At 71.7% G+C, this 24,463-nt stretch carries 21 protein-coding genes and 1 pseudogene; 13 read left to right on the forward strand and 9 right to left on the reverse strand.

The window, feature by feature from the left end:
* Positions 1-88 precede the first annotated feature (88 nt).
* Positions 89-1,687 (forward strand): MFS transporter, encoded by a 1,599-nt coding sequence (locus F4561_RS17600; RefSeq protein ID WP_312885343.1) that lies wholly within the window; start codon positions 89-91, stop codon positions 1,685-1,687.
* Positions 1,688-2,440: 753 nt separating this feature from the next.
* Here the strand turns inward: F4561_RS17600 and F4561_RS17605 are convergent.
* From F4561_RS17605 to F4561_RS17630, 6 genes are all read right to left on the reverse strand, one after another.
* A complete protein-coding gene (locus F4561_RS17605) occupies positions 2,441-3,166 on the reverse strand; it encodes a DUF2637 domain-containing protein (RefSeq protein ID WP_184580433.1) in 726 nt (241 codons plus the stop codon).
* A 513-nt stretch (positions 3,167-3,679) separates the two neighbouring features.
* Positions 3,680-4,723, reverse strand: a complete 1,044-nt coding sequence (locus F4561_RS17610) for an ABC transporter substrate-binding protein (protein WP_184580435.1) — start codon at positions 4,721-4,723, stop codon at positions 3,680-3,682.
* Complete coding sequence (locus F4561_RS17615; protein ID WP_184580437.1) at positions 4,720-5,547, reverse strand: ABC transporter ATP-binding protein; 828 nt, start codon at positions 5,545-5,547, stop codon at positions 4,720-4,722. The genes F4561_RS17610 and F4561_RS17615 overlap by 4 nt, the downstream gene beginning before the upstream one ends.
* On the reverse strand, positions 5,544-6,569 hold the full coding sequence (locus tag F4561_RS17620) for a FecCD family ABC transporter permease (protein WP_184580440.1): 1,026 nt from the start codon (positions 6,567-6,569) through the stop codon (positions 5,544-5,546). Before F4561_RS17620 ends, F4561_RS17615 begins: the two co-directional genes overlap by 4 nt.
* Positions 6,570-6,703: 134 nt before the next feature.
* A complete protein-coding gene (locus tag F4561_RS17625; protein WP_184580442.1) occupies positions 6,704-8,494 on the reverse strand; it encodes a prolyl oligopeptidase family serine peptidase in 1,791 nt (596 codons plus the stop codon).
* A complete protein-coding gene (locus F4561_RS17630) occupies positions 8,494-9,708 on the reverse strand; it encodes a hypothetical protein (RefSeq protein ID WP_184580444.1) in 1,215 nt (404 codons plus the stop codon). Before F4561_RS17630 ends, F4561_RS17625 begins: the two co-directional genes overlap by 1 nt.
* A 107-nt stretch (positions 9,709-9,815) precedes the next feature.
* On the opposite strand from F4561_RS17630, the gene amiA reads away from it, so the two are divergent.
* From amiA to F4561_RS17660, 6 genes are all read left to right on the forward strand, one after another.
* The gene (gene amiA / locus F4561_RS32655) at positions 9,816-9,935 is read left to right on the forward strand and encodes a streptamidine family RiPP (RefSeq protein ID WP_246437222.1); all 120 of its coding nucleotides are present in this window, start codon (positions 9,816-9,818) and stop codon (positions 9,933-9,935) included.
* A 96-nt stretch (positions 9,936-10,031) separates the two neighbouring features.
* The gene (locus F4561_RS17635) at positions 10,032-10,910 is read left to right on the forward strand and encodes a hypothetical protein (protein WP_184580446.1); all 879 of its coding nucleotides are present in this window, start codon (positions 10,032-10,034) and stop codon (positions 10,908-10,910) included.
* Complete coding sequence (locus F4561_RS32660) at positions 10,907-13,372, forward strand: YcaO-like family protein (RefSeq protein ID WP_246437223.1); 2,466 nt, start codon at positions 10,907-10,909, stop codon at positions 13,370-13,372. The genes F4561_RS17635 and F4561_RS32660 overlap by 4 nt, the downstream gene beginning before the upstream one ends.
* 13 nt (positions 13,373-13,385) lie before the next feature.
* Positions 13,386-14,540 (forward strand): nitroreductase family protein, encoded by a 1,155-nt coding sequence (locus F4561_RS17650; protein WP_184580448.1) that lies wholly within the window; start codon positions 13,386-13,388, stop codon positions 14,538-14,540.
* Entirely contained in the window at positions 14,537-16,207 is a 1,671-nt protein-coding gene (locus tag F4561_RS17655; RefSeq protein ID WP_184580450.1) for an ATP-binding cassette domain-containing protein, read from the forward strand. Before F4561_RS17650 ends, F4561_RS17655 begins: the two co-directional genes overlap by 4 nt.
* A complete protein-coding gene (locus tag F4561_RS17660; protein ID WP_184580452.1) occupies positions 16,204-17,922 on the forward strand; it encodes an ABC transporter ATP-binding protein in 1,719 nt (572 codons plus the stop codon). Before F4561_RS17655 ends, F4561_RS17660 begins: the two co-directional genes overlap by 4 nt.
* 424 nt (positions 17,923-18,346) lie before the next feature.
* Here F4561_RS17660 and F4561_RS17665 read toward each other — a convergent pair whose 3' ends face one another.
* On the reverse strand, positions 18,347-18,817 hold the full coding sequence (locus F4561_RS17665) for an IS3 family transposase (protein ID WP_184580454.1): 471 nt from the start codon (positions 18,815-18,817) through the stop codon (positions 18,347-18,349).
* A gap of 69 nt (positions 18,818-18,886) precedes the next feature.
* Between F4561_RS17665 and F4561_RS17670 the strand changes: the two genes are divergently transcribed.
* Positions 18,887-19,813, forward strand: coding sequence for an NAD(P)-dependent oxidoreductase (locus tag F4561_RS17670; RefSeq protein WP_221445526.1), 927 nt, complete (start codon positions 18,887-18,889; stop codon positions 19,811-19,813).
* 149 nt (positions 19,814-19,962) lie between these two features.
* Here the strand turns inward: F4561_RS17670 and F4561_RS34190 are convergent.
* A pseudogene (locus F4561_RS34190) lies at positions 19,963-20,801 on the reverse strand (Rv2686c family ABC transporter permease subunit).
* Positions 20,693-21,316, reverse strand: coding sequence for a fluoroquinolone export ABC transporter permease subunit (locus F4561_RS17685; RefSeq protein ID WP_184580460.1), 624 nt, complete (start codon positions 21,314-21,316; stop codon positions 20,693-20,695). Before F4561_RS17685 ends, F4561_RS34190 begins: the two are co-directional and overlap by 109 nt.
* 65 nt (positions 21,317-21,381) lie before the next feature.
* Here F4561_RS17685 and F4561_RS34000 point away from each other — a divergent pair, with 65 nt between their 5' ends.
* From F4561_RS34000 to F4561_RS17710, 5 genes are all read left to right on the forward strand, one after another.
* Entirely contained in the window at positions 21,382-22,065 is a 684-nt protein-coding gene (locus tag F4561_RS34000; protein WP_376773697.1) for an acyltransferase domain-containing protein, read from the forward strand.
* Positions 21,978-22,568 carry an acyl carrier protein gene (locus F4561_RS34005; RefSeq protein ID WP_184580464.1) on the forward strand — a complete coding sequence of 197 codons (591 nt, stop codon included), beginning with the start codon at positions 21,978-21,980 and terminating at the stop codon, positions 22,566-22,568. The genes F4561_RS34000 and F4561_RS34005 overlap by 88 nt, the downstream gene beginning before the upstream one ends.
* 63 nt (positions 22,569-22,631) lie before the next feature.
* Positions 22,632-23,411 carry a hypothetical protein gene (locus F4561_RS17700; protein ID WP_184580466.1) on the forward strand — a complete coding sequence of 260 codons (780 nt, stop codon included), beginning with the start codon at positions 22,632-22,634 and terminating at the stop codon, positions 23,409-23,411.
* Positions 23,401-24,204 (forward strand): SAM-dependent methyltransferase, encoded by an 804-nt coding sequence (locus tag F4561_RS17705; RefSeq protein WP_184580468.1) that lies wholly within the window; start codon positions 23,401-23,403, stop codon positions 24,202-24,204. Before F4561_RS17700 ends, F4561_RS17705 begins: the two co-directional genes overlap by 11 nt.
* Before the next feature lie 28 nt (positions 24,205-24,232).
* Complete coding sequence (locus F4561_RS17710) at positions 24,233-24,421, forward strand: hypothetical protein (RefSeq protein WP_184584261.1); 189 nt, start codon at positions 24,233-24,235, stop codon at positions 24,419-24,421.
* Positions 24,422-24,463: the final 42 nt, after the last annotated feature.

Here is a 24,463-nt window from a genome sequence, read left to right on the forward strand (position 1 = left end):
AAGCGGCGGGGGTCAGTGTGCACGGTGTGCGGTCCGCAGGACAGGTGGACCGGCCGAAGCGATACGCGAACCATCGAGAGGAATCCCCGTGTCGACGCACTTCTCCGATCCTCCCGCTGCACCACCCTCCGATCGGGCCCGGGCCGCGGCCTGGTTCGGCCTGGCCGTGCTGGTACTGCCCACCATCCTGCTGTTCGCCGCGCTCACCGTCCTGTTCATGGCGACCCCGCACATCGCGGCCGACCTTGGAGGGAGCAATGCGCAGCTTCTGTGGATCAACGACATCTACGGCTTCGTCATGGCCGGCCTCCTGGTGACGATGGGCACCTTGGGCGACCGGGTCGGTCGAAGGCGGATGCTGCTCTTCGGAGCGGCGGTCTTCGGCGCCGCCTCGCTGGCCGCGGCCTTCGCTCCCAACGCCGAGCTGCTGATCGCCGCGCGTGCCGCCATGGGCCTGGGAGCGGCCGCGGTGACCCCTTCCACGTTGTCCCTGATCAGCACCATGTTCCGCGACGACCGCCAGCGGGGGGTGGCGATCGGGCTGTGGGCGGCCTCGGTCTCGGCGGGTGTGGCACTCGGCCCGCTGGTCGGCGGGCTGCTGCTGGAGGCCTTCTGGTGGGGCGCCGCCCTGCTGGTCGGAGCACCGGTGATGGCCGTGGTGCTGCTCGCCGCCCCCTTCCTGATCCCCGAGTACCGCGCGCCCGAGGCCGGGAAGCTGGACCCGGCCAGTGTCGTCCTGTCCCTAGCCGCCCTCCTGCCCTTCGTCTTCGGCGTCAAGAAGCTCGCCGAGACCGGGCTGGGCACGCTGGCCCTGGGCAGCCTCGTCGCCGGGGTCGTCTTCGGGGTGGTCTTCGTGCGGCGCCAGCTGCGCCTGGCCAGCCCGCTGCTGGACATGCGCTTGTTCTCCAACCGCACGTTCAGCGGGGCGCTCACGGTGTTCATGCTGGCCACCATCGCCCTGGGCGGCGTCTACCTGCTCTTCACCCAGTACCTTCAGCTCGTGGCCGGCCTCTCGCCGCTGGAGGCGGGTCTGTGGATCCTCCCCGGAGCCCTGGGCCTGGTGCTGGTCTCCACCCTCACCCCGGTGATCGCCCGGCGGATCCGTCCCGCCTACGTCATCGCCGCGGGGCTGGTGCTTTCGGCCGCGGGCTACCTGGTGCTCACACAGGTCGAGCACGTGGGAGGCCTGCCCCTGCTGATCACCGGCTTCTACATCCTCTACCCCGGAATCGCTCCGACCATGGCCCTGGTGCCCGAGCTGGTGATCAGCTCCGCGCCTCAGGAGAAGGCCGGTGAGGCCTCGGCGGTGCAGAGCACCGCCAGTGACCTGGGAGTTTCGCTGGGGGTGGCCTTCCTCGGCAGTATCGGCGCCTTCGTCTACCGCGCGCAGATGGACGGCGTCGCGGGCGCGTCCGGCCAGACGCTTCCGGCTGCCCTCACCGAGGCCGAAGGGCTGCCCACCGTCGCAGGAACCGCCCTGGCCGACTCCGCCCGCGAAGCCTTCACCTCGGGACTCAACATCGCCTCGATGGTGGCCGCGGCCGTCGCCGCGACCGCAGCGGTTCTCGCCGTGGCCCTGCTCCGCCACAGAGGAGCGATCGGTGGGGCCGACACAGGCCGCGCTGCGCCAGCTGAGACGGTGTCGGAGGACGCCGAGCATGAGCCCAGCGGCTCGGCCGGCCGCTGACCCATTGCCGCACACCGACCGCGGCGCGCACGGAGCTTCATCCGGTTGCGCGCCGCGGTCGCCTCGTGCGCTGCGCAGGGCACTGGATCGCCTCCGGGATGCGAGATGCGGCGCCATCAACGCCGTCTCACCCTGCCTGCCGTGCGTCGCGGCGATACTCGGGCCATGCTCAGCGGACTTCTGGAACGTGTCGTCCCAGCCACGCACCACCGGACCCCGGATGAACTGGTGCAAGACCTCGATCTGTGGCAGGGGACAGCAGGTCCAAGCATTCGGCCTTCTGGGCGATTAGGTCCTGCGTATTGTTCTGCGGTCCTGACGCCTGCGCCGATGCAGACCAAGAGAACCAGAAGACCATCCTCCGGCTTCGCGAAGGATCAGTGCGAGCGGTTCGTGTGGTAACCGTTCCGGTCGCCCTCTGAAGGGGTCAGAGCCACAAGATAGCGCCATTTGACGTAGTGCAGAGAAGCTCGCCGGCCAGCTCCCGGGTGCCCGAGCCCCACGGACGTGGGGATGGACCGGAGAGCACGTGTCACCGTTGATGAAGATCACCCCGATCCCCACGGACGTGGGGAGAGCCCCCTTCTGGGCAACGCGCAATCCAACACCATCCCCCATGACAGCGCCCTCGGGCCCGGTTCCAGGCCGCCGACGCTGTTCTCACACACGCGTGCTGCGTCGCCCTTGGTTCGCGTACGCACGGCACACGCAATGCGTACGCAATCACCGCGTCGACCACCTAACAGGCCGCTATCAAGCGGCTGCGTGCTCGAGCGCGCCCTGCTGCCCTCGCTGCTTGACGAGCCGACCCCAGCGTTGTTTTCGTCCGAACGCTGCGGCGATCTCGCCACCGGTCGGCAGCGATCCGTGGGATCGCTGATGCTCCACGGCCCAGTTCCAGGCGTCGATCTGAATGCGTGGCACGGGCCCGCGACCGGAGAGCGCGAGACCATTACCCCGCGCGTGTTCATCACCAACAGGATCGACCACGCGCAGACTCGCCCGCCCGCAGGCATCTGCCTCATCCGAGAGCTCCACTTCCTCGGAGCGAAGCGGGTCGCGTTGCACACCGCATGCGTACGCAGAGCGTTCGCGGCGAGCCGCCACTCGGAAGTGGCGCATGAGCAGCTCGTAGGCGCCCATCAGGGCGAAGCTCGGCCAGGCATGGATCACCCGCGACCACACTGTCGGGGCAGCCACCGCGACGTTGGCCGCCAGGGACGCGGCGCTGCCGACGACCAGTAGCGTCCAGGGCAGCGCTCCCCCGCGCCTTCCCTGGCGGGCGTCGCTGAGTAAGGCCATCGAGGCGGTGACGATCATGCCGTCGACCGAGAGCGGGAACAGGCCGGCGCGCCAGACGGGTTCGCCGTGGCGCAGGGCCAGTTCGAACATGTGGGCATAGGAGACCACGGCCGCGATGGCGGCCAGCAGCAGGACGGTGGCGGTGGGGATCCAGCGCGACCACACCGGACTCGACATGGGCAACCGCTCCCCTTCGCAGGTCATCAGCCATACACGGGAGCCGGAGGCCGGTGAGCACTACCGGGCACACGGAGATCGGCCGATCGTGGAGACAGCCTCGCCGCGCCAGCAGCGTGGAGACGAAATGGAGACAGGAAGATGTCTCACGGCCAGTCCGCAGCAGCGGACAGACCGATTGTCAGTGGCCGTAGCGCTCGGGAACGTCGCGCCGGGGCACGCCGAGGCGGTGCGCCGGCGGATGCCGTCCAGTACTGGGCGCCAGTTGCACCTGGCCGGCCTGCCGCGGGGCAGCAGCGGTTCGAGCACGCGCCACTACTGGTCGGTGAGGTCGTTGCGTCCTCCAATCGATACCCCGGCCACCGAGGTCTCCGTGTATATGGGCTGCTTGGTCGTTGCTCCATCTACCGGAGACCTCGCTGATACGCAGCCCCGACATTCCGCTCGTACCCGACAACCGGAGCCTTTTGAACAGGTCCTGACTGTAGGAGCTTTTCTCGCGGTGGTCGGGCGTCAGAATGCGCCGGGGTGGAGTTCCTCGGCGATGGTCTCGACGGCGCCGATGTTGCCGAGGGTGCCGGGGTGCAGGTCGGCCTGGGATACGGCGATGAGCGCATCGTTCTCGACGGCGGCGACGTCGGGGAAGGTGCTCTGCAGGTACTCCCGGGTCTTCTCTTCTTGTGCCGGTCCCGAGACCCCGAAGACGATCGCCTCGGGGTTGCGGCTGGTGATCTCCTCGGGGTTGATCTCGGCCGCGAAGAACTCCGCGAACTCGGGTGCCTCCGGGTCGAAGACGTTGTCGCCGCCGGCTCGTTTGATGATGTCCGCTTCCACGCCGGCGCCGATCGCCGAGAGCGACTCGCCCTCGACATAGACCTGGGCGACGCTCGGGCGCTGCGAGCCCCCGATCGCCTCGTCGACGGCCGACAGCCGGTCCTCGGCCTCTGTCGACAGCTCCTCGGCCTCCTCCGGGACGCGCATGATCGCACCGAGGTCGGTGATGTCGGCCAGGACGTCGGTGACCTCCGCGGTGTTGCGGCGGTCGGCGCAGCCGCCGGTCGCCACATAGGCCTGGGCGCCGTTCTCGTTGAGCTGGTCGATGCTTGCGAAGCCCTGCTCCGCGGTGAACTCGTACTCCGTGGGCGAAACCACGAGGTCGGGGGCGGTGGCCAGGAGGTCTTCGCGCGCCGGCGGTGCGTCCGTGCTGAGGACGGGGACCTCCGCCGCCTTTTCGGCGATGTCCTCGGGCAGCGTTGAGACATCGGTCTGTGCCTGGCCGACGAGGGAGTCCTGGAGACCGAGCCGGATGAGCATCTCGGTCTGGGAGGGCATCATTCCCACGACGTTCTCCGGAGTGGTGTCGAAGGTGAGCTTCCGTCCGCAGTTCGCGACTTCCACGGTCTCTTCCGGACCCTGGGAGTTCGAGGGATCGGAGGTGACCCCGGTTCCGCAAGCTGTCAAGGCGAGGGGGATCGCGCTCAGCGCGGCGAGAGTGGAGGGAAGCGTGCGGGTACGCATCGTGGCGCGCGGACGCGTTCGGGCGGGACGGCGGTTCATGGGGTGGAGCTTCCTTCCTCGGTGGGGATCGGACGGTCCGTGTCCGGACCGGGTTCGGGGGTCCGGGCGTCGAAGATGAAGTGGCGCCGACCGGAGCGCGGATGGGCCACGGAGGTCGACTCGACGCCGAACGCCGAGCGGATCAGGTCGGTGTCGAGAACGCGTTCGGGCGGCCCGAAGGAGCGCAGGCGCCCGCCGTCGAGCACACCGACGGTGTCGCAGTAGCGTGCGGCCAGATTGAGGTCGTGCAGGGCGACCAGCACTGTGCGGTCGGCGCTCCTGACCAGGTCGACGAGCTCGACCTGATGGGCGATGTCGAGGTGGTTGGTGGGCTCGTCGAGCACGAGGACGGGGGTGTCCTGGGTGAGCGCACGGGCGAACAGCACGCGCTGGCGCTCGCCGCCGGACAAGGCGGAGAAGGAGCGGGTGGCCAGGTGCGCGGCCCCGACCCGGTCGAGGGCCTGCTCCGCGATGGCGACGTCGCGGTCGGAGTCGCGGCCGAAGCCCTTGCCGTGCGGGATGCGCCCGAGGAGGACGAGGTCGAGCACGGGGATCTCGAACTCCTCGCTGTGCTCCTGCGCCATGACCGCCACGCGCCGGGCGATCTCCCTGCGGCTCAGGAAGGAGATGTCGGCGCCGTCGAAACGCACCCGCCCCGATGACGGGGCCGCGATTCCCGCCACGGCCCGAAGCAGCGTCGATTTGCCGCTCCCGTTGGGCCCGAGCAGCCCCAGAACGGTGCCGGGCGGCACCGGGATGCTCACCCCGGACACGACGGGTCGGCCGCCCCGGTGCACGTCGAGGTCTTCGATGTCGACTCTCATCGGCCGACCCCCACGCTGTCGGAGCGGTCGCGCCGCAGCAGCCAAAGGAAGAACGGTGCCCCGACCAGTGCGGTCAGAACGCCGAGCGGGATCTCCGTAGGGGCCGCGAGAGTCCGCGCCAGAAGGTCGGACGCGGCGAGGAACACGGCGCCGCCGAGGACCGCTACCGGCAGCATTCTGCGGTGGTCCGACCCGACGATGATCCGCGCGATGTGCGGGACGATCAGCCCGACGAAGCCGATGCCGCCGGAGACCGCCACGACGGATCCGGTCAGCAGGGCGGCGGTCACCAGGACGCTGCTGCGCAGCCGCTTCACATTGATGCCGAGGGTTGCGGCGGCGTCGTCGCCGACGAGGAGCGCGTTGAGCGCCCGGGCGTTGAATGCCGTGAAGATACCGGCCGCCAGCAGCGCGGCGGCGGGCAGGGCGAGATGCCCGATCGTGGCAGCGGAGACGGAGCCGAGCAGGAAGAACATGATGCTGAAGACGTTCTGCGCGTCCGTGGTGATGGTGAGGTAGCTCGTCACGGCGCTGAACAGCGATCCGAGGGCGACACCGGCCAGGATGAGCCGCTGCGGAGCGATGTGCCCGTTCTTGCGGGCGAGGAGGTACACGGCGGCCGTGGCCATCAGCGCACCGAGGAACGCGGCGGCCCCGATTCCCAGGGAGCTCGCTCCGATGCCGAGCACGATGAACGACACCGCGCCGACCCCCGCACCGGCCGAGACGCCGAGGATGTAGGGCTCCGCCAGGGAGTTGTGGACCACCGCCTGCATCAGCGCGCCCGCGAGGGCGAGGCCGGCGCCCGCCATCGCGGCGAGCAGGGCGCGCGGCAGCCGGAACCGCCAGACCGCGTTGTCCTGCACCGTGGTGAGGGAACCGTCCGACATCCACGGCATTCCCGGCATGAGGTGGCCGAGAACGATCCGCAGGGCGTCCGCCATGGGCACCGGGATGGTGCCGGTGCTCGCGGAGAGCAGCAGGACGCTCAGCAGTGCGACCGCGAGTACCGGAACGAGCACGCGAGCCGCGAGCGCTCCTGTACGCCGGCGCGGAGTCCTAGGGGCGTTCTCCGGCGCCGGAACCGGTCTCGGGGGTGTCCGGGGCGCCGTGGCGGCGTGCCCGCCCGGAGTGGCGGGGGTTTCGTCGTGTGTCGTCATGCTCGCTTCGTCTCGTCCGGGCAGCGTGTTCCGGGTGGCGCTGCGGGGGTGGGGCGTGGGGCTCCTGAGCCGGTGGCCTGTTCGGCGAAGCCGAGGATGGTCGCTCCTAATCGGTGCAGGCTGTCCAGGTGGTTGCCGCCGTGGCCGGTGCGGGGTGCCCGCCAGAGTTCGGCGGTGCCGCCTATGCGGCGGAGCGCGGTGACCAGTCGGTCGGTGTCGTCGGCGGCGACGCGGGAGTCCTCGTCGAGGACGATGCCGAGGAACGCGGGCGGTCCTATGCCGGGGGCTAGGTTCTCCGCTCGGCTCAAGGGCGAGACCGCTTCGAGCCGGGCACGCCCCTCGGCGGTGCCGGGATCGCCGAACTCGCCGATCCACCTGCGGCCCAAGGGGTGCGCGTCAAGGTTGAGCAGGTCGAGCGGGGCCGCGGTACTGACGACGCCCGCGCACAGCCCGGGCTCGGCCAGGGCACAGGCGGTGACGATCACTCCCCCGTGTGAGGCGCCCGCGAGGATGAGCAGGTCGGCGCGGGTGAGGCCGGCGTCGACGAGGCCGCGCGCGGCGGCGGCGAGGTCGGCGATGCCGCGCTGCTTGTTGTGTCCGCGGCCCGCCCGGCGCCAGGCGGTTCCGTGTTCTCCTCCCCCGCGGATCTGCGCGATCGCGTACCGGCCGCCGTGTTCGGTCCAGGCGGGCACGGTCGGTTCGAACTCCGGCAGGCTCGGTACGCCGAACCCGCCGTAGCAGGTGAGGATGAGCGGTGCCGGACCCTCGGCATCCTTCGGCGAGGTGAGGACGACGGTGACCTCCGCGCCGTCGTCGGCGGGGACCGTGAGGTGGGTCGTTCGCGTCGCGTCCATGCGCTGCGGCGCGGCTGCGCGGCCGGTGAGGAGCTCCTCGGCGGCGACCAGCCGCGGAGGCAGGGTCGGTCCCTCCACCAGGGCGTGGAACGCTCCCGCGTCGTAGGCCACGCCGCTCGCGACCGCCGGTCCGCCGCCGCAGCGGACCGGTCGGTGCTCGACCACTCGGCCTTCGGCCAGCCGGAGGAGGACGCTGCGGCCCTCGCGCACGCCGGCGATCAGCACGTCGTCGCCGTGCGCGGCGAGCGAGGTGATGCCGACGCCGGGGTCCGCCCAGCGCCACCGCACGGTTGCGCTGGCCACGTGAAGGGCCTGCAGGCCCGTGCCGTCCTGGACGAGGACCGCATCGCCCCACGGCAGGACGCGCACGATGCCGGGGAAGGTCCCGAGCGTGCGCAGCGTGGCGCGGTCGATGAGTTCGGTGGGCCGACCGGGCCGGCTCTGTGCGGCGAGTCCTCGTCGTCCGCCGCGGAAGAGCCGCACGCGGACCCCTGGCGGGAGGCCGGATTCCCGGCGTTCTCCGCTCACCGGATCGAGGTCGACGAGCCGACCCGAGCCGGAGGCGGCGACCTCCAGGCGCGAGGAGTCCGCCTGCCAGAGCACCTCGTCATAGCGGCAGCGGATGTCGGGATAGCGGCGCAGCTCGCCGGTGGCGGCGTCGACGATTCCCAGGACGGCGTCCTCGTCGGCGGTGTCGGCGAGCTGGAAGGCGATGCGAGCTCCGTCCGGGGAAGGGGCCATCCGCAGGATGTGCTCGTCGGGTTCGAGGACCGGGGTTTGGTCGGGGAATCGGTAGATCCCGTAGCGGGTGCGTCCGGCGAGCCGACTGAGGCTGTACCCGGCATGGGGGAGCCCGGGCCGCGCATGCCGCTCCCACCGTGCGAGCGCAGCGTCGAGGGCCGGTGAGGTCTGATAGGGCGGGCCGCTGGTCATCAGCGCCCGATGGGATCGGTGCCGGCGCCGGGCGATGGGGGCCACCAGAGCAGGTGACCGCCTTCGTCGAGCGGACTCGGGAGTGCGATGGTCTCGGTCGCGTCCTCCCGGACGATGTGGACCACGCCGTTCCCGCCCCCGGTGACGGCGACGGCCGTCCCCGCCGGGTCGACGGCGACGGCGCGCCGCTGGGCGGGTGCGTCGCCGAACGGTTCCCAGGGCAGCCGGCCCGGTGCGGGCGGATTCGACATCGCCGGGAGCGCGGTCTGCCGCACCGTCTTCAATTGCGGGCCGCCCCGGTCGAGGAGGCTCACCCGGTCTCCGTCGGGGTGGACGGTCGCCACCGCGGCCCGCCCGCCCCCGGCCGCGAATCGGAACGCGAGTCCGGGAGGCAACTCCGCGTGGCGGGTCCGCCCGGAGGCCAGCTCGATCTCCACCAGGGCGTTGGTCCACGAGGTCCACGCGTCCGGAGCCCCGGGGCCGCCGCGGACGACGCCGAGGGCGCATCCGGTGGCCGGGTCGAACCGCAGGTAGAACGCGCGCCCGTCGACCGGCCACGGAACGATGCCCACCGGGCGCGGTACGCCGTCCTCGACAACGAAGCGTTCGAGACCGCGCCGCGTCGCGGTCGCGACGACACCGGTGCGCTGGTCGACGACGTCGCCGTGCCCGTCCTCGGCGATGACGCCGCTGAGCTCGCCCCGGAGTTCGGGAACGTGCGGACCGACCGCCACGGCACGGGCGAGCGCGAGCGCCTCGATCGCCCCGGGTTCGCGGTGGCGGAGCACGAGAACGGGTTCGCCGCTGCGCTGGTCGGGGGCGATCATCACGCCGGGCTCGCCGGTCCGCACCCGGAACCGGCGAGGCGCCTGCGCCTCCAGGTCGACGAGTGTCACCACGTCGCTCCACGGCTCGGTGTTCGCCCCGGCGCCGGTAGTGACGGCGACGTAGCGGCCGGTGGGATCGCAGGCGAGGTGTTCGGCCGGTATGGCGATCGGGTGGCGGCGCTCACCGGCCGGCCCTCCCACCACCAGTGATCCCGAGCGGTCGTCGGCGAACGCCCACTGCGCGTGGGCTCGGACGCCGTGCGGCAGCGCCAGGAACCCCGCGTGCTCGGCGAGGACGCCGCCGCCGAGTTCGCGGACGGATCCGTCGCCGACCGCGTAGGTGCGTGCGGCGCGGTAGTCGGCGACGACCAGCTGTTCATCAGGCACGCAAAAAAGGTACTGGAAATGAAAACCGTTATCAAGTACGGTTTGCGGCGTTCGCTCCCCCGCGAACCCGCGGCGACGCGGTCATCCAAGAAGAAGGGAGTCCCCCGATGGACAAGCAGGAGCTCGCCGTAAACGAGGAGATCGTCTCCGAGATCGAGGAGACCGAGCAGCTGGCGCACCTGTCGGCCTCGCACTCCAACGCTCTCGTCGAGAACCCCTTCGACTGACCGAGCCGTCTGTCGATTGACGACGGTTCACCAGGCCCGGCCGGGGCTCGCGCCCCCGGCCGGGCCGTCCTCCCGACCCGTCTGGAAGGGGCCACCATGACAGGGACCTCCCGCCTCGCCCGCCTTCCCGGCACCGGTACGGACGTGCTCATCGACGGCGACGGCACCGGGTCCGTCCGCACCCTGGCTGGGCGCTTCCTGCGTCTGCGGTCCCCGCCCCCCGGACTCCTCGACGCCCTCGCCGGGACCGCCGGCGGGGAGGAGGCGTCCTCCGCCTACGCCGACCGGCTCACCGAGGCGATGGCCGCTCGCGAACTCGACGATGCGGAACGCCGGTGGCCCGCCCGGCGGCGCGACGTCGTCCTCGTCGGCGACGGTCCGGTCCTGGACGCGCTCGCCGAGGCCCTCGGTGAGCTCGGCGCCGACATCACGCGGCAGCGGGGCGGGACGGAGGACGCGGCGGACGGGCCCGCGCCGTCGGCCGTCGCGCCCGACTCCGAGGCCGCCCCCGAGGCGGGACCGGAGCGACGGCGGCTCGTCGTCGCGTTCGCCGAGACACCCGCCGATCGGGCCGAATGGGCGGCGTTCGACTCCCTCCCCGAGCACGGGACCGCCTGGCTCGGCGGGTACCGCGAGGGCGACAACTGCTTCGTCGACCCGATCCGCCTGTCGGCCGACGATCCCACCGCCCGCCAGGTGCAGAAGCGGCGCCTGGCGGCCAGTCCGGTGCCGCGCGAACTCGCCGCCTGGCAGCGGTCGGCGACCCACGCCCCGCCGGAGCTGACCGCTGCCGCCCGGACCCTCCTCATCGGCCGGATGCTCACGGTCGCCCTCGCCTGGGCGCAGGAGAGCGACGACCTGACGAGGTTCCGGAGCAGCTTGTGGAAGTACGTCTCCGCGTCGGCGACCGCCACCGAGCACACCGTCCTGGGCTACCCCGAGCCCTACGACCCCGGTTGCGAGGCGGGCGCATGAGCGCGGCCGCCGGCGGACCGTTCGACCATGGCTGCCCGACGCGGGACGGCATGGTGCTGCGCGGGCTGCTGTGGCACTGCGCCGCCCCCACCGGCCTCGTCCTCATCCGGACCCCTTACGACGCGGGCCCGCATGCACCGATCGCGCATTCATGGACCGAACGCGGCTACCACTGCCTGGTGCAGGACGTCCGCGGGCGGTACCGGTCCGACGGAGACTGGTCGCCCTACGAGCACGAGGGCGCCGACGGCCGCGACATTCTCGACCGCCTCCTGCGGGAGTTCCCGAACCTGCCGCTGCTGCTGTTCGGAGCCTCCTACGCCGGCCACTGCGCGCTCGAGGCCGCGCGGGAGGCGGTCGGCGACGGAACGGACGCGGCGCCGCGCTCCCCCTCCGCGGACGCGATCGCCGGGATCGTCGTCCTGGTCCCGGCGCTCGGCCTCGCCGAGACCGCCTGGAGCGCCGACGGACGCCCGCAGCTCCGGCACCGCATCGGCTGGTGGCACCAGCACGGGCGCGGCCGGTGCGCACAGCCCGCCCTCTCCGACGCCGAGCTCGACCGGCGAACGGCCCGAGCGCGCGAGCGCGGCCCCATCGCCGCGGCCGCCGACTGGGGATGGCCCGCCGAGACGCTGACCGGCTGGCGGAGACTGTGGTCCGCGCAGCGGATCGATCCGCGCGCCCGATACGGCCCGGTCGAGTACCCCCTGCTCGCGATCGACGGGGACGACGACTTCTTCCGGGAGGACACCGCACGCCTCGCGCGGGACTGGCCCGGGCCGAGCCACCTGGTCAGCGGGCCGTGGGGACACGGCCTCGTCAGCGGGATCCCCGACGAGGACCTGCGCGCCCGCGTCCGGAGCGCCGGCGGACTCGGCGGAATCATCGACGCCTGGCTCGGGATCCACACGGCCCGGGGCTCGCCCCCGCCCTGGACCGCGGCCCTCCCGCCGACCCCCGGATCACGTTCCCGCTCGGTCTTCGACCCCGCAGCGGCCACCTGGCACCATGAACGGAGCGCCCCCATGACGGCCCCCACCAGCGCACCCCGCCCACCCCATCCGGGCGACGCCGCCCCGGAGCAGGACGCCCCCGCCGGCACTCTCCCCGCCGAGGCGCTCGTAGACCCCGAGTGCGGGATCATCCGCTCCGTCCGCCCCATACCGCGCCCCGCAGGGGCCCCACCGTCCTACCTCGCGCTCACCGCGGCCGTCGCGGACGCGCGCCGGCTCGGCGAGTGGCCCGCCGACCGCGTCTCGCTGGGCACGTCCTTCGCCGACGCCGACCAAGCGCGGATCGCCGCCATCGCCGAAGGCGTCGAACGGTACTGCGGGAACTGGCTCCCGGCGGAACTGCCCCCGGACGAGTTCCGCGTGGCCACCGCCGGGGAGCTGCGCGAGGAAGGCGAGCCCGTACTCGACACCGCCCGGCTGCCGCGCTTCGCGCCGTGGCAGTACACCAGGCAGGGGTTCCCCTACACGCCCCTCACCGACGACACCCCGACACTGTGGACCCGGTGCGCCGACCTCGACGGACACCCGGCCTGGCTTCCCGACGCGCTCGTCCACCTCAACTGGCGGCAGTCGCGCTTCCGGCACCTTCCCCGCACCCACCACCTGAACTACGCGGGCATCGCAACGGGACAGGGGGCCGACGACGCCCGCGATCGCGGGGTCCTGGAAGTCATCGAGCGCGACGCCCTCGAACTGTGGTGGCACCTCGACGGACCCACGTTCGGCATCGACCCCGCGAGCGTCCCCGGCCTCGAAGACGACCTGCAGGGCGGTGACCTGCGCGCCTTCCTGGTCGCCATGCCCTCGGAATTCGCCCCGGCCGTCGCGGCGCTCGTCCACGACCGGGAGCGCGGGCTCTACGCCGCGGGGTTCTCCGCCGCGCTCGACCCGGTCCGGGCGGCACGCAAGGCGGTACTCGAGGCGGTCCACACCTGGGTCTACACCCAGGGATGCACCACCGCCGACGGTTGGGTCTTCCGTGCCGTCGAACAGGGCCTGATGGCCCGCGGCCTCTACCTCGATTTCCGGGGCGACGGGTCCTACCTCGACGCCGCCGGCGAGCACTGCCAGAACATCGTCGACCTCGGCGCCCACGTCCAGCTGTGGCTCGATCCGCGGCTGCACGCACAGGCCCGGCGGTTCACCGAACCCGCCCTCGGCCTCCGGCCGATCACCCGGATCCCCGCCGTCTCCATGGACGAGGTCTACCGGCGGCTCGCCCGCCACGGCCACCGGGTCCTCACCCGGGACCTCACGACGGCGGACGTCGGCCGCACGCCCCTGCGCGTGGTGCGCACCTTCATCACCGGCCTCGTGCCGAACGCCCCCGCCGCGTTCGCCTACCTCGGGATAGCGCGTTTCGAAGAGGCCGCCCGCGCACGCGGGTGGCGCGCGTCCTGGACCGGGAGCCCGGCGGACTTCACCCTCGTCCCTCCACCCCACATGTGAGCCAGAGCCGACCATGCCCCGCACCGATCCGCCTCCCGGCACCGCGCACGAGCACCGCGGTTCCGCCCGCCCCGGCACGGACCCTCGTCGCGCCGCCTCCCACCACACCGTGTTCCACTCCTCCTGCGGGGGTCCAACGGATCTTCCCACCGCCCTGGCCCGGGCCTTCACCCCCGACTCGCCGGGCGAACCGCGACCGCCCGGCCCGCGCGCCAATCCGTGGCGGGCGGCCAGCGCCGAACCGGTCGCCGTCCCCGACCGGGAACGCGCACTCCTCGACGCGCTCTGGCACTCCGGCGGCCTCCACCGCCTGCCCGACGGAACCCCGACCGGCATCCACAGGCGGCCCGTGCCCTCGGCCGGCGCCGCCTATCCGGTGCAGACCCACATCGTCGTCGGTCCCGGCGCCGACGGCCTCGCGCCCGGCCGGTACGCCTACGACATGGAGCAGGACACGCTCGTGAAGCGCGACGACGCAGCCGACCGCGCGGCCGGCTGGACCAGCGCGGCCGACCGCCCCGCCGACGGCACCCACCTGGTCCTGACGGTGCAGCCGGGACGAAGCTTCGGCCGGTACCGGCACCGGGCGTGGCCGCTGTGGACAGCCGACACCGCATACGCCCTCGCCGCCGTGGAGTTCCTCTACGCTCCGGAGCGGCTCGCCGTGCGGCTCGGTCCCGGCGCCGCTCTGCGCGCGCTGCTGGGCGTGCCGCCCGCCGCCGAACCGCGGCGGTGGCTCGCCCGCCGGCTCGCGCCGGAGATTCCGCTCGCGGCGGTCGCGCTCCCGCGGTCGCGAACGATCGGCCCCCGGCACCGCGACGCGCTCGCCGCTCGGCGATCACCCGGTATCACCGAGTTCCTCGAATCGGGGGCCAGGGGCGGCGCCGCCGCCGACCGCACCGCCGCAGCCTCCGCACAAGCCTGGGTCCGCGGCGCGACCCGCCTGCACACTTGGTCGATCCCCAGCGGCGCCGCCGCGGCCGAGTTGGCCGCGGCGGTCTGGGACGCCCACCGCGCCGCAGCCGCCATCTGCTACGCCGATGCCGCCACCGGCGACTGGCGGAGCCGGCCGGTCTCGGGGTTCGCCGCTGAGGACGGGCACTGGACCATCCACGCCCTGGCGGCACTGCCCGGTAGGCGACGCGTCGCGACGGAGACCGGCCCATGATGATCGTCGGCCCCTTGTGGCGCGAGGCCGCACGGTTCCCCGCCGCGCTGCTGTCGAGCGTCGCGTTGCTGCTGCTTGCGTTCTCCACGCACCTCGCCCAGGCCGCGGCGATCGCCTGGTCGATGTCGGCGGTGCTGGGCGGGCGGCCGCAGGACGTCCTCTTCGCGTTGCTGCTGATCTTCGGGATCGCGGTGCTGAGGCTGCTGGCGTCCCTGGCGCAGACGGCGGCCGCCGCCGGGCTGGGAGGCCGGGTCAGGCAGGCCGTGCGCCGCCGTGCGATGGCGTCCGCGCTGGTGCCGGAGCGTCTGCACGACACCGCCGTCCGGGACGGCACTGTGCGGGCGAGTCTGGGCGACGGCGTCGACGGCACTGACGCCTACGTCTCGAAGTACATCCCCGCCGTCGTGCAGGTAGCCGTCGCATGCCCGCTCGTGGTCGCCCTCCTCGCGCTCCTGTCGCCGTGGGCCGCGGCGGGTGTCGCCGCCACGGTCCTGCTGGCCGTGTTCGGACCGATGGCGTGGAAGCGCATGATCGCCCGGCGCGGGCTCGACCACTGGGACAGCTACGAGTCGCTCAGCGCCGAAGTGCTCGAATCCCTGCGGGGGATGGCGACGCTGCGGACACTCGGCGACGTGTCGGGGACCCGCGCACGCCTGCACGCCCGCTCGGAGGCGCTGCGCCGGGCCACGGAACGGGTCATGCGCTCGGGTCTGGCCGAGACCGCGGTCACGGATCTCGCCGTCCAGGGCGGCATCGTCGCAGCCGCCGGGGTGGCCGTCTGGGGCGCGGTATCGGGGCAGCCGCCCGCGGGGGAGGTCTATCTCGTCCTGCTGCTCGGCTCGGAGGCGTTCCGGCCGGTCCGGGAGCTCTCACGCCATTGGCATGCGGGCTTCCTCGGACTCACCGCGATCCCCGGGCTGCAGGAGATCGGCGCGTTCGGCCCGGTGCGCCGCGAGGAGGCGGCAGGCCCCGCTCCGGAGGCCGCGGACGGGGACGGCGCCGACGCGCCCGCCCCTTCCGCCGCGGTGCTGCGGGTGTCGGATCTGAGTTTCCGGTACCCGGGCACGAGGTCCGACGTGATCAGCGGCCTCGACCTGACGGCCCGCCGCGGCGAATTGAGCGCGATCATCGGGCCGTCGGGGGCGGGGAAGTCGACCCTCTTCGACCTCCTGCTGGGGTTCCTCGCCCCGGCCACCGGCCGGATCGAGTTGGACGGCCGACCGCTGGGCACCCGGGACATCGCCGTCGTCTCCCAGCGTCCCGTGCTCTTCGCCGGGACGATCCGGGAGAACCTCGACGTCACCGGAACCGCAGCCGGAGAGGCGGACCTGGTCCGGGCGTGCCGCGCGGCCGGGGTGCTGGAGGAGATGCGCGCGCTCGCGCACGGCTTCGACACCGAGGTCGCCGAGGCCGGCTCGAGTCTGTCCGGCGGCCAGCGCCAGCGCCTCGCCCTGGCCAGGGCGCTGCTCGCGCACCGCCCGGTCCTTCTGGTCGACGAGCCGACCAGCGCGCTCGACTCCGACCGCGCCGCGGACGTCGTCGAGACGCTGCACCGGGTGGCGCGCGACCGCATCGTCATCATGATCACCCACCGCCCCGAGGCCCTCGCGGACGTGCCGACCGTGCTGCGGCTGGATGCGGGCCGTCTGGACAGGAGCGTTCCGTGAGTACCCGTGCAGCGCTGCGCACCTTCGGCCGACTCCTGCCCGCGCTGCGCCCCGAATGGCGCGGCATGCTCGCCAGCTATCTCGTCGCTACCGCGAGCGCCTTGGGCCTCGCCGGTCTGGCGGTGCTGACGGCCTGGGCGGTCGGCCACGCGATCGTTGAGCGGACACCGCCCGGACCGCTCTGGTGGGCTGCCGCCGTCGGGCTCGTACTGCTACGGGCCCTGTTCACCTGGCAGGAGATGGACGTGTCCCACGCCCTGGCCTACCGTGTGCTGGCCCGCCTGCGGATGGCGCTCTTCGACGCCTACGCGCGCAGCGTTCCCGCCCGCCGCCGCGAGCACTCCGGGCGCGCGGCGGCCGTCGCGATGGGCGACATCGAGAAGCTCGAGTTCTTCTACGCCCACACCGTGGCCCAGTTGGGCGCCTCTCTGACCGTCTTCCTCGCCTCCTTCGCCGCCACCCTGTTCCTGTTGCCCGAGGCGGCGCTGGTGATGTCCGTCGGCAGTGCGCTGGTCGCGGGGACGGCGCTGTGCTGGGCCGGGGCCGCCAGGCGGACCGGCGAGCGGGAGCAACAGGACCGCGAAACCCTCTCGGCACAGACCGTCGACGCGCTCGGCGCCCTGCGCGAGGTGCTCGGCTACGGCCTCGCGCCGCGGATCATCGCCGAGACCGCCACGGCCACCGCGCGCGCGGCCGCGGTCACCCGCCGGCGGGAACTGCTCTCCCAGCTGCCCGCCGGGGTGCGCGAGCTGATCGTCACCGCCGTCGTGATCGGGGTCATCGCCGTCAGCGCCGCAGCCACGGGCGTGCTCTCCGGCCCCGCCGACGCACGCCTGTCCCCGGCGGTCCTGCCCGCGCTCGTGGCCCTCGCCCTCGCGGGTGTGACAGCCGTCACCGAGGCCACCGCGGTCCTGACCCAGCTCCACCCCCTTACCGCGAGCGCGCGGCGCGTCGGTTCCGGTATCACCCGCCCGCCGGTCGTATCCTCGCCCGACCGGCCGCAGGAGGTCCCCAGCGGCCCCCTCGGCATCCGGTTCCGCGCGGTCTCGTTCGCCTACGACGACCGGTGGCCGACGCTGGAGGGTTGGTCGACCGACGTGGCACCCGGTGAGCATGTCGGCCTCGCCGGACCGTCCGGGGCGGGCAAGAGCACGATCATCGCGCTCGCGGCCCGCCTGTGGGACCCGTCGGCGGGAACCGTCGAGCTCGTCGCCGCCGACGGCACGGCCGTCCCGGTCACCGAACTCGACGACGAGGCGTTCCGCGGCGCCGTGGCACTGGTCGAGCAGGACGCCCGGCTGTTCCATGGCACCGTCCGCGACAACCTCCTGCGCGGGACCCGGCCGCGCCCCGACACGGAACTGTCCGCCGTGCTCGAACGCGTCGGCGCCAGCGGCTGGGCCGATCTCGACGAGGAGCTGGGAGAAGGCGGACTCCGCCTCTCCGGCGGGCAGCAGGCGCGCCTGTGCCTGGCCCGTGCGCTCATCCGGCGACCGCGCGTGCTGCTGGTGGACGAAATCACCGCGAGCCTCGACCCGGAGACCGAGCGCATCGTCTCCGAGGTCATCGCCGAGTTCGACGGCACCGTACTCGCCGCATCGCACCGCACCGAGACGCTCGCCCGTTTCGAACGCGTCGTACACGTCCACGGCTCCCCCCGCAGCGCCCGGGCAGAGGCGGGGCCCGCCCGTCGTCCTGGGGAAGACCGCGTATGAGTTCTCGCCTCAGCGGACGCTCGGGCAGCCCCTCACGACTCCCTGAGGGGGCCGTGACTCCGTACTGCTTCACGTCGGCAGGTCCGCCTCGTGGGTTCCTCCCGGTGGGTTCGTCGAGTGGTGCCCGTGCTCCGCGCAGAACCCCGCGACCACAGTGCCGGGTCGGCCACCGCGATCCCGGCCGCGAGGCCCGCGACGCTACAAGGAACCCGCTCGGACATGTGGCGTGGTCGCCCACCGCAGCGATGGGGGTCGGCCGCATGTTCCGCCTCCTTGGTGCAGCAGTCGATCACGGTCGCCAAGTACAGCCACCCCTCCCACGTCGGGATGTAGGTGATGTCGCCGACCAGCTTGCGCCCGGGCTCGGGCGCGTGGAAGTCGCGGACCACCAGCTCGGCGATCGCGCCGGGCTCCTCTTGGGCGGTCAGCCCCGGCGCCGGGGCCCGGGCCGGCAGGGCACCAACCCCAGCACGCGCATGAGGTGGCTGTACCAGCTCCGGCCCGGCCCGCCCCAGCGCTCCAGCTGGGCATGGACGCGCCGGTAGCCGTAGGTGCCCTGGGAGTCCTCGAAGGCCTGGGTGATGAGCACCTTGAGCCCCTCGCGGTGCTGGGAGAACAAGCCCGGTCCGGTCACGACGAGGATGCCGCGGCTGACCAGGCGCTTGAGCGTGGAGCGGATGTTCTCGACGTTCTTGGACACGATGGGCAGGTCCAAGGCTTGGCACAGGTCGCGAGCACGCAGCAGCCGGGCGAGGTCGCCGAAGGCGTCCATAATCTGCTGGTAGGCGGGGTGGTCGGGCAGCACGACAGGGGGTGCGACCGGTTCGGCGCCCTCCTTGCCGACCAGGGAGTGAAGGGTCGTGCGGGTGAGGTGACACCCTTGAACCAACCCCACGCCGGGGGAACCCGACGAACACGTCGGTGCATCATCAGGGTCAATTGGCGGAGAAGGGGGGCGTAGCGCGTGCGGTCAGAACCGTTGCGCCTCGCCGTCGCGCCGGACGCGGACGAGGCTATTGTCGAGATGGTTCGCCAGGCGGGTGCTGTCGTGGTTGACCTCGCCGACGCCCAGGCTCTCGCCTGGACCGCATGGACTGATCTGGCTAGTTTCCCGCGGTCGCTTCCTGCTGGCATCGAGTGGGTACAGCTTCCCTCCGCTGGCGTCGAACGATGGGTGGCGGCAGGGATCATCGACCGAGCGCGCGTGTGGACGTCAGCCGTAGGGGTGTGCGCGACTCCGGTGGCCGAACACGCGCTGACGTTGCTGCTGGCGGGGGTCCGGCTGCTTCCGGAGAGTCTTCGGTCCACGGAATGGGCCAGGACGGACCTATTGCCCCGCGTGGGGACTCTGGCCGGGACCGTGGTGGGAATCGTCGGAGGCGGAAGTATCGCCCGCGCCCTGATCCCGGCCCTCGCTGCTCTGGGCGCAGAGGCCTGGGTCGTGAATCGCGGCGGTCGTCCCGTGCCCGGAGCTGTCGAAACCCGACCCATAGCGGAGATCGGCGATTTCTGGGAGGCAGTGGACCATGTGGTTGTCGCCGCCCCACAAACCTCCGACACCCGTCATCTGGTCGGCTCGGCCGAGCTCGATGCGATGAAGCAAACCGCCTGGCTCATCAACGTCGCGCGCGGTCCCATCGTGGACACCGAGGCGCTCGTCAGGGCACTGGACAGCGCCAGCATTGCCGGCGCAGGCCTCGATGTGACCGACCCAGAGCCACTCCCAGCGTCCCATCCACTGTGGGGAAACCCCAGGGTCATCGTGACGCCGCACGTAGCCGACGCGGCAATGACGCTGCGGGGGTTCCACCAGCGACTGACCGGGAATGTCCGGCGTTGGATGGCAGGCGAGGAGCTTGTCGGTGTCGTCGACCTGGATCGCGGATACTGAGGTTGGGCTCGTCGAAGCTGTCGCCCATTCCCTAAGAGGCCGTTTCCAGGTGTTGTGTCATTGACTTGTCCTGTGGGTCAGAACACCTGGAATCATCCGGGTACGCCCGACTTCTGCTTTCACGTGGTGCGCGTTGGAGTGGTGTGGTCCTATCCCAGGCGCCGGTTGATGGTCGCGAGCAGGAGGAGGAGAAGCAGCGCGCAGTAGGTGGTGCCGATCAGGGCGTAGGGCCAGGCGGTACCGTCGTCGATGGCGATCCAGTAGATCTTGACCGGCCAATACGTTGGCAGCACTGCGAAGAGGTACTGGGCTGGGGCCGGGATGAACCAGGCCGCGGCCGGGGGTGCGGCCACGAGCATCGCGACGATCTTCAGGTGCGCGATGGCCTCAAGTTTGGTGGCGCTGACCAGGGTGAGCAGGGCCATGATCATGGCGGTGAGAAGTCCGGCGCACAGCCCGGCGGCGAGGATGGCCGGCAGCAGCCGTGTGTCGAAAGGGCCGCTGATGGCCAGCGCGGCGGCGACGTAGGCCAGGGTGACGGCGGAGACGGTGCCGCCGCGGTAGGCGGCCAGTCCGGACACCGACGGTGGCGTGACGCGCAGCGCGTGCAGGGTGCCGGTGTCTTTCTCTTCGACCATGTGCAGCCCGGCCAGCGCGGCGAGCATCAGGGTGGTGCAGAGGATGAGCACGACGGAGACGATGAGCGGCTGGTGGGGGCCAGATCAACGGCGAAGCGGCGGTGCAGTGTCTCGGTGAGTTCGGGCAGCCCGCCGGCGATCAGGGCTGTGAAGGCCACGGGAATCACGGGAACGAAGCGAAGCATGGGATCGCGCCGGATGTTGGCCAGGTCGGCACGGCCGAAGGCCAACGCCGTGGTGATCATGCCGGTGTCCCTTCTCCGGTGACGATACGGCGGGTGAAGGACCGCTGGGCCAGCGCGCCGAGGACCCCGATCCAGACCAGCGGGTAGAGAAGGGCGTATGCCCATTGGCCGGTGGTGGGATCGGCCTGGTCGAAGGCGCCGTCCAGCAGCATCAGCGGTCCGTGGGTGGGGATGAGGGAGAAGAGCGGATGCTCCCACAGCCCGCTGTGGTGCAGCAGGGGGAGGCTGAGTGCGGTCAGCCATCCCAGCGAGGGCAGCAGCCAGTCGGTGAACGCCGTGTAGGTGGTCGCGCTGGTGAAGCTGACCAGCAGCACCAGCGCTGTCGCGGGGACCAGGCCCGCCAGCAGCGCCCGGGGGTCGAAGCTCCCGCCGTGGGTGAGCACAGCGAGGGCCAGCGCCAGCGCGGCGCTCAGCGCGGTGAGGCTGGTGACCTTGGCCGCGAGGTAGGAGGCGAACGGCAAAGGGGTGACCACGAGGGCGTCGATGGTGCGCTCGTCCTTGTCGAGGAACAGGGATGCGGCGATGAAGAAGTAGCCGATGGTGACCAGGTTGCCGAAGATCACATACGGCGCGGCGACGCTGCGCAACTCCCCGGGATCAGGATCAGCGCGGCCAGCCACACCGCCTCCGACGGTGAAGGGGACATCAACTCACGAAACGCCCTCTGAGGTCGGTGCAGGCCGAGATGGACGCCCGCGGTGTCGAGGCCCGACGGGTCGCCGATGACGTCCCCGCGCACTCCCCGCTGGTAGCCCGCGCCGCCGAGCGGCTTCGTGAAGAGCTGTCCGACCTCGACCCGCGCCCGGCCGAGATCCCGATGTGGCCCACCGCACTGGGCCACCACGCACACCTGGGTACCCCCTTGGATGGCGCCTACTGGGCCAAGCAGATGCGCCAACCGGTCGCGTTCCTGCCCACCGTGCACGCCGTCGCCGCCGCCTATCCCGGCGCCACGTGGGTCGAGTTGGCCGGGCGCTCCACCCTGGCCCCAGGAGTGCGCGACACCCTCACCGAAACGCAGTCCGACCCGCCACAGGTCGTCGCGGCCGGACATCACAGTCAGAGCGACGACACGGCGCTGCTGAGCCAGCTCGCCCACCTCTACGCCCACGGCCACCCGCCCCAGCACTGGCCCTACGTTCGCCAAGCACCGGTGCGGTTGCCCGTGGCCTGGCACCGGTGCGGTTGCCCGTGGCCTGGCACCACGGCCCCGCCACCACCGATGCCGCGCCCTGCGAGGTGGGCCTGCAGGCCGCGGTGTCCTCCGGCGACCACGCCGCGGTGCACACAGCCCTGGTCCAGCTCGTGGCCCGCATCCTGGGCTGCCACCCCGAGAACCTCGACGCCCACACCCCGCTGGGGGAACTAGGGATCTCCTCCATCGCCACGCTGGAACTACGCGCCCAGCTGCGCGCCCAGCTTCACGGCGCGCACCTGCCCACCGACCTTCCGAGCCCACACACCACCCTCGCCGCCCTCACCCACGCGCTCACGCGCCCTCAAGCCGCAGACACCGGAGACACCGGTTTTCATCCTCGGCTGCGTTCGTCGAGTCGACAGAGGCGCACCAATGACCCCCACGCCCGGATCCGCGACCGCGACCGCGGACACCCGCACCGTCAGGCCCTTAGGCCCAGAGGCCCACCCTCATCCGAGCAGCTCCTGGCGTTGGGCCTCCGTCTGCCCCGCGGCAGAAGGCCGGGCTGGGTCCCCTCTCCCGCTACGCCTTCCCCTGATCGCGCGCCACCGTCTCCTCGGATCTCGTCCTGCCCATTCGGTAGGGCGCGGCGACTCCATCACTCAACGACGAACACGACAGGCCGCGATAACCGAGAAACGTTCCCTCCGGCTTTGGCGCAGACCGACCGATAGCGGCACGCGCCCCCGGATGGCCCCTGCAAGAAAAGACCACGCCCACGACATTGGAGGCTGATCATGGCGGAGGAGACATCGTTGGCGTGCCCTCAGGTGGCGCCCTACCTGGTCGCGGTGGCTGCTGAACTCGCCGACGCCCTCGACGCCGTCGATCTTGAAGAGTGCATCCCGGCTAGCTGGGAGACCGACGAGAATCGACGCGGCGAGAAAGCCACCCACTGGTGCACCCCTGCTCAGGTGCGCCCAGCCATAGCGCGCGTGAGTCGATGCCTGCGTGATTTCACCGAGGTACTGCACGTAATCGACCAGGTGCGCCTCACCCCTGAGGTGGTAGAGCGCTGGGTCACCACCACCGGCGGCGTTCCCGAAGCACTCTCCATGTGGGTGGAATCCGAGGTGGCAGAGCAGCGCATGCACCGCGCTGAGGACGCCGGATACAACCTGGCGCTGCTCGCGCTCCTGGAGAACGGCAACGTCGTCCTCACCACCGATTCCCACGCCACAGCACCATTCCTTGTAGCGCGCACCCTCCTGGTGGACCCGCAGTTCGGGGACCGGCGTGTGCGCCCACTGGCCGCAGCGCTCACCCGGGCCATGGACTGCTACCAGCTGGTCCATCCCCTGCGGGGCTACCGCGCAGGGCAGGCACTGGCCCAAGCCGGCTACGCGCCCGCCCTGACCACTCCCCTCTCCCACCCGTATTATCGCAATAACCCGCCCCCGGAGCTCCCCCTGGCCGCGCCCCGCCGGCTCCCGTACGGGTGCTCTCCGTCCCGGACGGGGTGCGGCCACCAGCACCACCTACCCCCACAACGACAGGCCCTTGATAATGACGTATGAGCCCCGGCCCACTTTCCCGCCGGATATCCCCACCGACCGGCCCACCCCGGCACGGATCTACGACGCGCTGCTCTACGGCAAGGACAACTACCAGGTCGACCGCGACGCCGCCGCCCGAGCGCTGACACATGAGCCCAATGCACGCCTGGTTGTCCACGAGAATCGGGCTTTCCTGCGCCGGGTCGTCGAGTACCTGGTGAACGAGGCCGGAATTCGCCAGATCATCGACCTGGGGTCCGGGCTGCCCACCCAGGACAACGTGCACCAGGTCGCCCACGCCATCGCTCCGGAGACGCGGGTGGTCTACGTCGACAACGACCCCATCGTGCTCGCCCACGGCCAGGCGCTGCTGGCCGACAACCCCCACACCCGGGTGATCACCGCCGACCTACGTGACGTTGACACGGTGCTCAACCACCCCGATACGCGTCAGCTGATCGATTTCACCCAGCCATGGGCGTTGCTCAGCGTGGCGGTCTTCCATTTCATCCCTGAGGACCCCCAGTCGATCGTCGCCGCCTACCGCGCGCACATGCCGACCGGATCCCACCTGGCCCTCTCGCACTTGTCGCAGGATGCGACCACGCCGGAGACCGCTGCGGAGATCACCGCAATCTACGAGCAGGCCACAGCGCCAATGGTGCTGCGCAGCTACCAGGACATCGCGGGCATTTTTACAGGGTTCAGACTGGTTCCCCCGGGTCTGCCGTTGATCATGAACTGGCGACCGGGCATCGCCCCCACAGACCCGGAACGGGTCTGGCTCTACGGCGGAATCGGCCGCACCGAATGAGCCCTCTCGCCGTCCGGGCCCCACGGGGGTGCCCCTCGCCACGTTCGCTGCCGCGGAGGCCCCCGACACCGAGGGACTGGCCGATTTCCTAGGTGGCTTCCTCGGCCTCCTCTTTTTGGTGATCGTGAGCATTGTGGCGATCTTCTTCCTGTTCACGAGGAAGGTCACCGCGACCGCGATCGCGATCGCCAACGCGATGGGAGCGAGGACGGACTAGCGCTGGTCTGTCCCGGACAACGCTGGGTCTGTGCAGACCCGT

The organism is Lipingzhangella halophila, assembly GCF_014203805.1.
Taxonomy (GTDB): Bacteria; Actinomycetota; Actinomycetes; order Streptosporangiales; family Streptosporangiaceae; genus Lipingzhangella; species Lipingzhangella halophila.

Bases quoted from the DNA above. Each gene is read 5' to 3' on its own strand.
- F4561_RS17605 (WP_184580433.1), bottom strand. From the start codon at position 3,166: ATGTCGAGTCCGGTGTGGTCGCGCTGGATCCCCACCGCCACCGTCCTG.
- F4561_RS17610 (WP_184580435.1), bottom strand. From the start codon at position 4,723: ATGAACCGCCGTCCCGCCCGAACGCGTCCGCGCGCCACGATGCGTACC.
- F4561_RS17615 (WP_184580437.1), bottom strand. From the start codon at position 5,547: ATGAGAGTCGACATCGAAGACCTCGACGTGCACCGGGGCGGCCGACCC.
- F4561_RS17625 (WP_184580442.1), bottom strand. From the start codon at position 8,494: ATGACCAGCGGCCCGCCCTATCAGACCTCACCGGCCCTCGACGCTGCG.
- amiA (WP_246437222.1), top strand. From the start codon at position 9,816: ATGGACAAGCAGGAGCTCGCCGTAAACGAGGAGATCGTCTCCGAGATC.
- F4561_RS17635 (WP_184580446.1), top strand. From the start codon at position 10,032: ATGACAGGGACCTCCCGCCTCGCCCGCCTTCCCGGCACCGGTACGGAC.
- F4561_RS32660 (WP_246437223.1), top strand. From the start codon at position 10,907: ATGAGCGCGGCCGCCGGCGGACCGTTCGACCATGGCTGCCCGACGCGG.
- F4561_RS17650 (WP_184580448.1), top strand. From the start codon at position 13,386: ATGCCCCGCACCGATCCGCCTCCCGGCACCGCGCACGAGCACCGCGGT.
- F4561_RS17655 (WP_184580450.1), top strand. From the start codon at position 14,537: ATGATGATCGTCGGCCCCTTGTGGCGCGAGGCCGCACGGTTCCCCGCC.
- F4561_RS34000 (WP_376773697.1), top strand. From the start codon at position 21,382: ATGGACGCCCGCGGTGTCGAGGCCCGACGGGTCGCCGATGACGTCCCC.
- F4561_RS17700 (WP_184580466.1), top strand. From the start codon at position 22,632: ATGGCGGAGGAGACATCGTTGGCGTGCCCTCAGGTGGCGCCCTACCTG.
- F4561_RS17705 (WP_184580468.1), top strand. From the start codon at position 23,401: ATGACGTATGAGCCCCGGCCCACTTTCCCGCCGGATATCCCCACCGAC.